5 protein-coding genes are annotated in these 11,819 nt (G+C 75.7%); 1 reads left to right on the top strand and 4 read right to left on the bottom strand.

Features of this window, described 5'->3' with window-relative positions:
- Positions 1-73: 73 nt before the first annotated feature.
- Genes RKD23_RS25840 through RKD23_RS25855 form a run of 4 tightly spaced genes read right to left on the bottom strand, consistent with a single transcriptional unit; the run spans position 74 to position 7,856 of the window.
- Positions 74-4,708, bottom strand: coding sequence for an SAV_2336 N-terminal domain-related protein (locus tag RKD23_RS25840; protein WP_424855836.1), 4,635 nt, complete (start codon positions 4,706-4,708; stop codon positions 74-76).
- Positions 4,698-5,714 (bottom strand): AAA family ATPase, encoded by a 1,017-nt coding sequence (locus tag RKD23_RS25845; RefSeq protein ID WP_424855837.1) that lies wholly within the window; start codon positions 5,712-5,714, stop codon positions 4,698-4,700. The genes RKD23_RS25840 and RKD23_RS25845 overlap by 11 nt, the downstream gene beginning before the upstream one ends.
- 25 nt (positions 5,715-5,739) lie before the next feature.
- Positions 5,740-7,395, bottom strand: coding sequence for a trypsin-like peptidase domain-containing protein (locus RKD23_RS25850; protein WP_424855838.1), 1,656 nt, complete (start codon positions 7,393-7,395; stop codon positions 5,740-5,742).
- The gene (locus RKD23_RS25855; RefSeq protein ID WP_424855839.1) at positions 7,392-7,856 is read right to left on the bottom strand and encodes a CU044_2847 family protein; all 465 of its coding nucleotides are present in this window, start codon (positions 7,854-7,856) and stop codon (positions 7,392-7,394) included. The genes RKD23_RS25850 and RKD23_RS25855 overlap by 4 nt, the downstream gene beginning before the upstream one ends.
- 152 nt (positions 7,857-8,008) lie before the next feature.
- Here RKD23_RS25855 and RKD23_RS25860 point away from each other — a divergent pair, with 152 nt between their 5' ends.
- Positions 8,009-11,614, top strand: a complete 3,606-nt coding sequence (locus RKD23_RS25860; protein ID WP_424855840.1) for a S8 family serine peptidase — start codon at positions 8,009-8,011, stop codon at positions 11,612-11,614.
- Positions 11,615-11,819 lie beyond the last annotated feature (205 nt).

Consider the following 11,819-nt stretch of genomic DNA (forward strand, 5'->3'; position numbering starts at 1 on the left):
GAATGGTTGATTCGCCCCATTTGTCCGAAGTAAGCCAGACGTAAAGGCGCGTTCAGCCGACGCGCAGGCCCGCTCAGAGCGTGCGCGCCGCCTCCAGCACAGGCTCCAGCGACGGCACCGTGACCTCGCAGCCCGCCTCCAGCAGATGCTGCTCCAGCATGGGATTGCGGCCCAGCCCGATGCACGGCACACCGATGCGCCGGGCGGCGGTCACCTCGGCCACCGAGGAGGAGATGAGCAGGGCCCGCGGAGGGGCGGCGGGGTGGTGTTCTCCCACCGCGCGCTGCAGACAGCTCGGGTCGGGCATGAGCTGCCGGAGGTCGTCGTCGCGGCCGTGGACGCGCGCGGAGAGGCGGTGGTGCCGGGCGTACCGGTGGACCGCGGCCTCGCTGACGTCCGTGACCACCGCGACCTGACGGCGCGCCATGTGCAGCAGGTCGATCAGCGCGCCGGAGCGGTGGGTGGCCGGCGAGTGCCGTACGGCGAGCAGCTCCAGCTCCTCCAGCCGGGCCCGCATCAGGGGTCCGAGCCGGTCGCGGGAGAAGGCGCGCAGCACGTCCAGCGGGTGCGGGAACGCCTCCAGCGGCGCCGGGCGCGGCAGGGGCCGGCCCTCCAACGCCTCCGCCGGGTCCCGGTGTTCGGCGACGACCGACAGCAGGTCGCGCACCGCCTCGCGGGCGGTCTGCGCCGAGAACAGCCGGGTGAGCGGGCCGTCGAAGCCGACCAGGACCAGCTCCGCGTCGGCGAGCAGCTCGGGCAGGGGACGCGGGGCGGTGGCCGAGGGCAGGTTGTCCGCCCCAGCGCGGACCAGCCGCACCGACCAGGTCACCACCAGCCCGGGTACCGGCCGATTGCTCGCCAGGGCCGCCGTCACCGCGCGCTCGGCGCCCGCCGCGTGGCGCAGGGAGTAGCGGCGGGTGATGCGTGAGGCGCTGTCCTTCAGATGGTCCAGCAGCCGCGGCAGCACGCGGTCGGGTCCGCCGTGGACGAAGGCGACCGGGTCCGTGACATGCCAGGACAGGTCGACCACCGCCGGGAAGCCGCCCTTGCCGGAGCTGGGCAGGCCCAGCCGGCGGCTCGCCTCGTGCGGGGTGAGGTCCACCTCGTAGTACGTCGTGGCGCGCGGCGGGCCCACCCCGTGCGGCTGGGCCGGGTTGAGCAGGGTGAGGGGGCGGTCGGGCGGAGCGTGCACCACCGCCGTACGGCCCGTGTCCGGTACGCGCAGCTCGCGCAGGTCGCGGGCGACCAGCGGGCCGCGCACCAGGTCGCGGTCCTCACCCGGCGGGGTGGCGCCCGGCACCAGCGGGCAGTACCAGGCCAGCGGCGGCGCGTCCACGGGACCGTACAACGGGCGGAACCGGTGCGGGCCCAGGGCGGCGGAGCTGGCGGCGAACCGCCCGTGGAGGGCCGGGGGGACGCAGACCAGCAGCGGCGGCTGCACCGGCGGCTGCGGGGCGTCCTGGAAGGTCACCCGCACCGGCGGCGCGTCCCGCAGCCCGGCCAGGGCGTCCGGGAGGCTGCGCAGGGCGGCGACCAGGACGGGCAGCAGGTCGGCGCCGGGCTCCGTGTGGACGAGGTAGCCGTCCTCGCGGACGGTCACCTCGTACTGCTGCGGGGTGAGCGCACCACGGACGAGGGCGTCGTGCACCGCGTACTCGAGCCTGATGCGGGCCTCGGGCCGGCCGCTGAGGGGGGAGGTCGTGAGCGTGAGGGCGGGGACGGCCGGGGAGGGGCCGGGGCCTGCCTCCTCGCGCAGTTCCCGGCCCAGTTCCAGCAGCTCGGGGCTGCGGCCGCCGGAGACCTCGTACTCCTCGAACACCTCCAGCGCCTGCGCCGTACGGCCCTGGCGGCGCAGCGCGATCAGATACAGCCGGCGGAAGTCCTCCCGGGCGGGGTGCGCGCGGACCAGACCGGCGAGGTCGGCGGCCGCCCGGTCCACCTCGCCGAGGTCCAGGTCGAGTTCGGCGCGGGTGCGGCACAGGGTGAGGTGGAGCTGGAGGAGGCGGGTGCGGGCGGTGCGGGCGGCGGGGCCGGGGACGTTGTGCAGGACGGCGTCGGCGTGCCAGAGGCCCAGCGCGTCGGTGATGTGGGCGTGGGCCGCCGCGAGGTCCTCCGCCGCTCTGGCCTCGTCGGCGCGCCGGACCAGGCGGTCGCACTGGACGACGTCCACGTAGTCCTCGCTGGTGTGCAGGGCGTAGCCGTCGGGGCGGGTCGCCAGGGCGGCGAAGGGGCCGAGGGCCGTGCGGAGCCGCGACGCCGTCGCGCCGAGGACGCCCAGGGCGTTGCGCGGTTCCTCTCCGGGGCCCCATATCCCCGCGCGCAGTTCGTCATGGGTGACCACGCGACCGTGCCTGAGCAGCAGGAGCGCGAGCATGGCCCGCTCGGTGTCGTCGAGCCGGGGGGTGGCGGCCCCCTCGACGAGCAGGGTGCCCAGGGCGCGGTAGCGGCGCATCCCGTACGCGTGCTGCGCGGCGGACAGCAGCTGCGGGTCCGCGAGCACCTCCAGGCCCCTCAGCTCGGCCCGCGTCAGCCGGGCCACGGCATCCGCGTACGGCTGCCGCAGCGGGGCCGGCAAGCGGGCGCCCCGGTCGGCGTCGGCCGGGCTCTCCTGGGGGCCCGTGTCCGAGGCCAACTGCTCCAGCATCCGGCCCAGGGCCCGCAGATCCGCCGAGCGTCCTTCCGGGCCGGGCGCGCGGCCGGGCTCGAAGAGGCTGAGTTTCGCCGTGCCGTCGGGCAGCAGCATCACCCGGGACATTCCGAGGTTGCCGTGTGCGATCCCCGCCTCGTGCAGGGCCCGGACCGCCTCGGCGAGCCGGCCCGCGACCGACACCAGCAACGGGGGCGGAAGCCGGTAACCGTTGGGCGCGGCCAGGCTGTTCAGCGGGATGCCGTCCAGATGCTCCATGGCGATGTAGGGGGTGTCGCCGTCGAAGCCGGCCTCGTGGACGGTCACCACGCTCGGATGACGCAGCTCCTTCAGCCGCCCCGCGTCGCGCAGGAACGCCTCCCGCCGCTCCGGGTCGGTGACCGGCTCGTACAGCCGCAGCGCCACCAGCCGCCCGTCCGGGTCGCGGGCCTGCCACAGCGTCCCGGTGCGGGCCAGCCGCCGCAGCAGCCGGAACCGGCCTCCCAGCTCCGCGGACACCGACACAGATCTGCTGCCACCGGTCAACTGCCGCGCGCTGCGTGGGCTGACCGTCGCGAACGCCTCCCCCTCCTGCGAGGGCTCCGTCCCGCCCTCCGCAGGAGTCGTCGCCACGAACTCCCCCCGCGCCCGCCCCGCGCGGCGGTCGATGAGGCCGCCGACCCGTTCCAGCAGGTCGGTGGTGTGCAGCCGGGCGGTGCGGGGGACGGCGCGCAGCAGGAGGTCGCGGACCTCGGGGCGGAAGGTGTAGCTGCCGGGCGGGCCCGGGGCGGTGGTCAGCAGGCCGCTGAGGATGACCTCGGCGAGGTGCTGGGGGCGCGGGTCGGGTTCCAGGGCGGCGTGGATCAGCCGCATGACCGGCAGGTCGGGGCGGCCCAGGGCCAGGTGGCCCGCCAGGCGGAAGGCTTCGGGGGAGGCGGTGGCGCGGAAGCGGAGGACCAGTTCCTCGGGGGTGAGCAGAGACAGGTCCGTGAGGCCCGTCGCGTCCGGCGGGGTGGCCGGCAGGGCCGCCACCGCCGCCGGGTACCGCGTGCCTCCGGGTGAGGCGGTCAGCGACGCCCAGTTCGCCAGCCAGGCCGGGTCCGGTTCGAGGACCGGCAGGGGGACGCCTGCCTCCACGGTGTCGTCGTACGGCGTGAAGGTCAGGGCCGCCGTCGGTGCCGCCGGGTGGGGGGAGGAGAGGCGGCCCGGCGTCGTCGGCAGGGCGGTGTCGCGCCACAGGTGTTCCGGCAGGGGCTGGATCAGGGCGACCGGCATGCGGTGGGACCAGCGGCGCAGGGTGGTGTACCAGCGCGTGGCCGCCGGGCCCTTGCGCCACTGCGGGCCCATGCAGTCGCTGATCAGGAGCGTGACCGTACGGCCGTCGGCGGGGGCGTGCGCGGCGTCGGTGCCGACCGTGCCGTCGGGGGAGGCGCGGTGCAGGGTCACCGTGCGGAAGACGCCCGACTGGGCCAGCGCGGTGTGCAGTTCGCCGACCAGGGGGCGCCAGACCGGCATGGTCGGGCCGGTGTCGTGGACCAGGCGCAGCCGCAGCCAGCGCTCCTGCGCCGGGCGCATGACCGGCAGCCACCACTCGGGCGACGCGCCCAGACGGGCGATGCGCTCGGCCGTCGCCCGCTCGTCCAGCTCACGGCCGGTGGGCGCGTCCGTACGGCGTTTCAGCGGGCGCAGGGCGCGTTGCAGGCCGAGGGGGTGGCGCAGCATCGGGGGCGCGGGGGCCAGGAGGGAGGCGTGCCGGGGTGACGTGGCCGGGGCGTCGGCCGCGCGGGGGGAGGGGAGGTGCAGCGGGGCCCGCGCCTCGGGGGCCGGGGGTGTCGGTGGTGCCTCGGGTTCGGGGGCCGGGGGCGGGGTGGGCTCGGGGCTCGGGGGCTTCGGCTGTGCTGCCTCTGCCTCTGCCTCCGCCTCCGGCTCCGCTTCCGCCGAGAGGCCTTCCACGTCCTCCATCCGCCGTGCCAGCCACAGCAGTTCGGCCAGCTCCCGCCCGGTCGGCCGTACGCCGGAGCCGCCCGCCTCGGCCAGCAGGTCGGCGAGGCGGGCCAGCGGATCGGGGGCGTCAGAAGGCATCTGTCTGCGGGTCCTGCCCCAGATACGGCATCAGATGCGTGGCCAGGTCGTCCAGGGAGTGCGCGGGGAGGTCGGAGGTGCGGGCCAGGTAGATGGCGTTCAGGAGCTGGTCGGTGGCCAGGTCGCCGCCGCCGACGCGGGAGAGGAACCGGTCGATGAGGCGGCGGGCGTGCTCGTCGGGCTCGCCCAGATGGGCGCGGACGATGTCGGCGAGGTGCCCGTCGTCGGGCTGGCTCAGCCGGAGGGTGACACAGCGGCGCAGGAACGCGGGAGGAAACTCGCGCTCGCCGTTGCTGGTCAGCACGACGAAGGGAAAGGCGCGGCAGCGGACCCGGCCGCGCTCGACGGGGACGCGCTCGTCCGTGCCGTCGGCCATGACCTCGGCGACCGGCGTGTCCCTGGCCGCGCGGACCAGCTCCGGGATCTCGTACTGGCCCTCCTCCAGGACGTGCAGCAGGTCGTTGGGCAGGTCGAGGTCGCTCTTGTCGATCTCGTCGACGAGCAGGGCGCGCGGGCGGGCGTAGGGCAGGAGCGCGGTGCCCAGGGGGCCGAGGCGGAGGTGGTTCTCGACGCCCGCGCCTCCCGTCCCGGAGTCCGGCCCCTCCAGTGACTGCCGGGCCGCGTACAGCCGGGACAGCGGGTCGTACTGGTAGAGGCCGTCGTGCAGGGTGCTGCGGCTGGTGATGTTCCAGCGCAGCACCGGGCCGAGCCGCAGCTCCCGGGCGACGGCGTAGGCGAGGGAGGACTTGCCGGTGCCGGGCGGGCCGGTGACCAGCAGCGGGCGGCGCAGATACAGGGCGGCGTTGACGAGCTGGACCGTCTGCTCGGTGGCCCGGTACGTCGCGGCGCGGTGGGTGCGGTCGGGGGAGTCGGCGGCGGCGGTGTCGTCCGTGGGCGCCTGGAGCACCGGGCCGCCGTCGAACGCCCGCCACGGCGGGGGCGCGGGCAGCTTCAGGATGCCGTCGTGCGGCTCGTCGGTGCCGGTGTAGACGGGCCACAGGGGCATGCGGGGCTCTTCTTTCATGTTTCGCTCAGGCGACAGGTGAGTGCAGACAGGCGGTCGGCTCGGGGAAGCAGCGCGGGTCGTCCCACAGCAACTGGAGGCCGTGGGCCCAGTGCCGCTCCGGCTCGTCGGCGGCCTCCGCGGTCTCGCGCAGGGTCAGGACGAGGCGGGGCAGGTCCGCGGGCGGTACGCCGGTGACGGACTCGGCGAGTTCGTCCAGGAAGGTGCCGCCCGGGCAGGGGCCCGTGTGGGCGGCGCCGGGGCAGCCGGTGCGCGGCCACAGCAGGACCGGGACGGGCACGTTGACGGCGACCTCGAAGTGCTCCCGTACGGCCGTGGGCGGAGCGCCGTACGCGGTGAGCCCCGCGTCGTGCTCGCGCAGCCGCTTGCGCAGGCTCAGGGGCCGCTCGCGGGTGCCGCATTCGACGCGGTGCAGGGACGTGGTGCCGGCGTCCAGCTTCTGCCACTTCTTGGCGAGCTGGTGGCGCAGCCTGCCGCTGCGGTGCCGGGAGCGGTCGGCCACCACGAGCGGGTAGGCGCAGCCCAGCGGGGTGGGGTCGTCGGGGCTGCACTCCCAGCGGGACACCGGCTCGTTCAGCCACTCCCTCGGCAGCACGAAGGTCAGCAACTCCTCCGCGTCCGGGGAGAGTTGGGTGAACGCCTCGTCGATGCGTTCCTGCACGTACGCGCGGACGCCGGACCGCGGCAGACGGCGGGCGCCGACCGGGCGGCGGTGTCCGTCGCGGTAGGCGGAGACCTCGACGGTGACCTGGTCGGCGCCCGCGCCGCTGTGCTCGATCTCCACGACGATCGGCGACCAGGCCGCCTCCGGGCGGGCGGGTGTCTCGTCGCCGTGCAGCAGTTCCTCCAGCCGGTCGGCGAACCGGGTCACCGCCTCCGCCTCCGGCACCTCCCACTGCACGTACCCCGCCGCCCGCTCCAGCGACGGGAACCCGCCCGGCGGCAGCGGCGGTCCGAAGGGGCCCACCGCGTCGACGTACAGCCGGTCGGGGTCGAGCCCCGCACGGGCCTCCTCCTGCGCGCGCCGCACCAGCGTGTACAGCCGCCGGCGTGCGTCCGCCGCGTGGCCGGCCGTCGGCACCAGTTCGCCCAGGCCGCTCCAGTAGCGGGCCATGACCTCCGTCGGCAGCATGCGGCCGACCCGCACCTCCCGGGAGCCCGCGACCGCCGACACCATCCCCACCACACTGCCGTCCGGGCGGGTCACCGCCGCCCCGCTGAACCCCGCCGCCAGCGGCTGCCCGTGCGCGGTCAGCGCCTCCAGCTGGACCCACTCGCCGGAGATCAGCGGCCCGGGCAGGGCGCGGTAGGCGGCGAGCATGCCCTCGTCGTAGCCCTTCGGGAAGCCGTACGCCACCAGTTCGCCGCCGTGCTCCGCGCCGGGCGGCGCGAACGCGGCCGGGGCCAGCGGCACGTCCCGCTCCAGCTCCAGTACGGCGAGGTCGCCCGGGTCGGCCGCGCCGCCCCGCCAGCCGCCGTGCACGGCGACCGACGCACGCACGCCGCCCAGCTCACGGCGTCCCGGGAAGGACACGGTGACCTCGGCCGCGTCACTGCACCGCACGACATGGGCACAGGTGAGCACCCGGCGCGCGGACACCAGGAAGCCCGCGCCGACTTCATTCCCGCACTCGATCCGGGCGTGCCAGGTGGCGTCGCTCATGCGGGGCGGCCGTCGGCCGATGGTGCGGCCCCGGACGCCGGGCTCGTGGACGCGTCGGCCGCCCCCGCGGCACCGCCGGCCGGGCCCGGTGACCAGCTGAGCTTGACGATCAGGTGGCCCTCCGCCGCGCCCTTGGCGATGATCGCGCCGGTCTCCGCGCTCAGCTTGACCCCGAACTCCAGCTCCACCGAGTCCGGCCGGAGCAGGCCGTCGCGGAACACCCGCAGCGCGGACTCCGCCGCCGCGCGCACTCCCTCCAGGGCGCCCTCGAAGGTGCGCACCGCCTGCGCCGGTCCGTCGCCGCGCGAGACCAGCCGGGCGCCGGACGCGTCGTCCTCGGCCGCCTCCACGACGATCCGCGCGCCGTCCTCGGTCTTGAACTCCACCAGGCCGTCCATGGCGCCGTGCCGCTCCCCCGTGTGTTGCGTGACGTCGGTGAACTCCATTGTGTCGGAGAGCACTTCGCCTTGTCCCGCCGCAAACGCCGCGCGTCCCGCGGCGGTGGCGGAAACCCGCCACATCGACGATCCGCTGCTCCCGGTCAACTCCCCTGCAACACAAGGCACATCACACTGCTCCCACCACTCGACCCGCTCGACCGAGAGAGGTGGGGATGACCAGAGGACCAGTCGGGCGCCGGGCCGCCGTGACGGCGGCCGTCGCGGCGCTCCTGCTGTCGCCGACGGTGCACGCGGAGGGCGACACCCCGGCCCTCGCGCACACCGGGAACACCATCGGGAACAACGGGAACACCGAGCGGCCGGTGCAGAACATCACGCTCGTCACCGGCGACCGCGTGACCGTCACCGACGTCGGAGGCGGGAAGCGCACGGTCGCCGTACAGCGGCCCGAGGGCGCCGGGGGAGCGGTGCGTGTCCGGTCGGCCGACGGCCGCATCACCGTCGTACCGGACGAGGCCCTGCCGTATCTGCGCGCGGGCACGCTCGACGAGCGGCTGTTCGACGTGAGCGGGCTGATACGGCAGGGCCTCGCCGACGAGCGGGCCGCCGAACTGCCGCTGATCGTGACGTACGACAAGGGCGCGCGGGCCGCCGTACCGCGCGGGGCGGAGCGGACGCGGGTCCTGCCCAGTGTGCGCGGGGCCGCCGTGGAGGCGGGCCGGGGGCGGGAGTTCTGGCGGGCGTTCACCCGGCAGGACGGCATCCGCGCGGTGTGGCTCGACGGGCGGGTGCGCGCCGACATGGCCGAAAGCAATGCCCAGATCGGCACGGCCGCCGCCTGGGAGGCCGGGCTGACCGGCAAGGGCGTCACCGTCGCCGTCCTGGACTCCGGCGTGGACGCGGACCACCCCGACCTCGCCGGACGCGTCACCGCGAGCCGCAGCTTCGTCGAGGGCCAGGAGGTCGCCGACCGGTGGGGCCACGGCACGCACGTCGCCTCGATCCTCGGCGGCAGCGGGGCCGCCTCCGCCGGTGCCGAACGGGGCGTTGCGCCCGGAGCCGCGCTCGCGATCGGCAAGGTGCTCGGCGACCAGGGCACCGGCAGCGAGTCGCAGATCATCGCCGGGATGGAGTGGGCCGTCCGCGAGGCCGGCGCCGACATCGTCAGCATGAGCCTCGGCACCACCGAGCCCAGCGACGGCACCGACCCGATGGCGCAGGCCCTGAACACCCTCTCGCGCGAGACCGGCGCCCTGTTCGTGGTCGCCGCCGGGAACACCGGCGCGCCCTCCTCCATCGGCTCGCCCGGCGCCGCCGACGCCGCGCTCACCGTCGGCGCCGTCGACTCCGCCGACCGGGCCGCCTGGTTCACCAGCGCCGGTCCGCGCCTCGGCGACAACGCCCTCAAACCCGACCTCGCCGCGCCCGGCGTGGACATCCTCGCCGCCCGCTCCGGACTGACCGGCGGCAGTGGGCCGTACACCTCCCTGAGCGGTACGTCGATGGCGGTGCCGCACGTCGCGGGCGCGGCCGCGCTGCTCGCCGAGCAGCACCCCGACTGGCCGGGCGACCGGCTGAAGGACGCGCTGATGTCGACGGCGAAGCCGCTCGACGCGTCCGTGTACGAGCTGGGCGCCGGGCGGGTGAGCGTGCCGGACGCGGTACGGGCCCCGGTCACGGCGACCGGCGGCGTCGACCTCGGCTTCCTGCGCTGGCCCTACGCGGCGAACCCGCCGGTGACGCGGACCCTCACCTACGCCAACTCCACGGACACGGACGTACGGCTGCGTCTGTCGGCCTCCGACGAGGCCGCCGTGCTCGCCGACAGCACGCTGGTCGTGCCCGCGCACGGCATCGCGTCCACGACCGTCACCAGGGACGGCACCAAAGCCCCGGTCGGCGCCACCAGCGGCCGGATCACGGCCGTGTCGGACGACGGCACGCCTCTCGCCCGCACCGCGTACGGCCTGGTCAAGGAGGACGAGCGGTACACCCTCACCGTGCACGTCAAGGACCGCGACGGGGAGCCCGCCGCGGCCGACCTCACGGTGCAGCGCCTCGCCGAGGGCAGCGACCCGTTCCCGGCCCGGGCCGGCGACTCCGGCAGCCTCGCGCTGCGGCTGGCGCCCGGCACCTACAGCCTGACCTCCTTCCTCGACGTGCGCGGCAGCCACGGCACCGACTCGCTCGGCCTCGGCTTCCTCGCCGCGCCCGAGGTCGTCCTCGACCGCGACCGCGAAGTCACCCTCGACGGACGGGAGTTGCGCGAGCTGCGCACCGAGGTCGACCGGCGGACCGAGCGGCGCCAGCTCGTCATGGAGTACGCCCGGAGCGGGGGCGGCTCCGACGCCTTCGGGGCGGTCATGGTGCCGATGACGTACGACAGCGTGTTCGCGGCGCCCACCGCACGGGTCGGCCAGGGCCTGTTCGAGTACCGGACCGTATGGCGGCTGGGCAAGCCGCTGCTTCAGGTGCGGGGCGTCGCCGACGCGCTCGTGCAGTCCGGCGGCACGCTCGTCGAGGGCCGCAGGAGGCTGCCGCTGGTGGAGGGGTCGTTCGACGACGCCCGGGGCAAGGCGGTGCTCGTGCGCCTCGCCGAGGGAGCCGAACCGGGTGCGCTCGCCCAGGCCGCGCAGGACGCCGGGGTGGCGGCCCTGTTCGTCACCGACGACCGGCCCGGCCGGCTCAGCGCCTGGTGGGGCGCGGACGACGGCTCCGACCGGCCCTTCCCCATCGCCACGCTCGACGCCGCCGACGCGGCCCGGCTGCGGCAGGCCGGGGCCGTCGACATGACCGGCACACGCAACACGCCCTATGTGTACGACCTTTCGCAGGGGCACCGGGGCGCGATCCCCGACCGGGAGCTGACCTACCGGCCCGGCGAGGACGAACTGGCCGTGCTGGACACCGCGTTCCACGCGGCGGTGCCGCGCAGCGGCAGCGAGTTCCGGTACTCGCTCACCGACGCCTTCCCGGTCGGCCTCGGCTTCCCCGAGCGCGTCGACCAGCCCGCCGCCCGTACGGACTTCGTCTCGGCCGGGCCCGGGCAGCGCTGGCAGGAGTCGGTGACGACGGCCGACGGGGCGCTGGAGCAGCGCGGCGGTGTCGTCCGGTACCGGGGCGGCACGCACCGGGAGCTGTCGTGGTTCCGGCCCGTCTGGCATCCCTGGCTCGGCACCGCGCTCGACCGGGGCCCGGTCCGCACGGGCGACCGGCTGGAGTTCAGTCTGCCCGGCTGGGGCGACTCCGGGCCCGACCACTCCGGCTTCGGCGACGTGTGGAGCGAGGAGAGCGGTATGCGCCAGTCCACCGAGGTGTACCTGGACGGCGAACTCGTCGACCGGCGCCGGGGGGCCGACGCCTATGTCTCCGGCGCGCCCGCCGGCGAGCACACCTACCGGGTCGTCACCGACACCGCGCTCGACGCGGGACGCTGGGGCCTCGCCACCGAGGGGCACACCGAGTGGACCTTCCGCTCCGCGGCCACCGCCGAGGAGACCCGGCTGCCGCTGATCAACCTCTCCTTCGACCTCGGCACCGACCTCGCGGGCCGGGTGCCGGGCGGGCGCCGCGTGCCCGTCGGGATCCGGGCCGGGTACGTCGCCGGGGCGGCGGGCACCGGGGTCGTCGGCGGGGTCGCGCTGGAGGTGTCGTACGACGACGGTGTCACCTGGCGGAGGGTCGCGCTGGACCGGTCGGGGCGCGGGGTACTGGACGTCCCGGAGGGCGCCGGGTCGGTGTCCCTGCGGGCGTCGGCGCGGGACGACCGGGGCGGGTCCGTGCGGCAGGAGGTGATCCGGGCCGCGGGGGTCCGCTGACACGCGGACGGCGCCGCCTCCCTGGGACGGGGAGACGGCGCCGCCGTGCGTTCTCGGGACGGCCTCAGACCAGCCAGCCGATGAAGTGGACGAGGCAGGCGAGGGCGTCGGTGAGAAGGTTCATGATCGAGCTACTCCTTGCAGAGGTTCACATGGGACATGCGCGTGGTCGATCACGGTCTGCAGCCCGTCGTTCGCGCACAGT

The sequence above is a fragment of the Streptomyces sp. SAI-170 genome, from assembly GCF_049739565.1.
Lineage (GTDB): Bacteria > Actinomycetota > Actinomycetes > Streptomycetales > Streptomycetaceae > Streptomyces.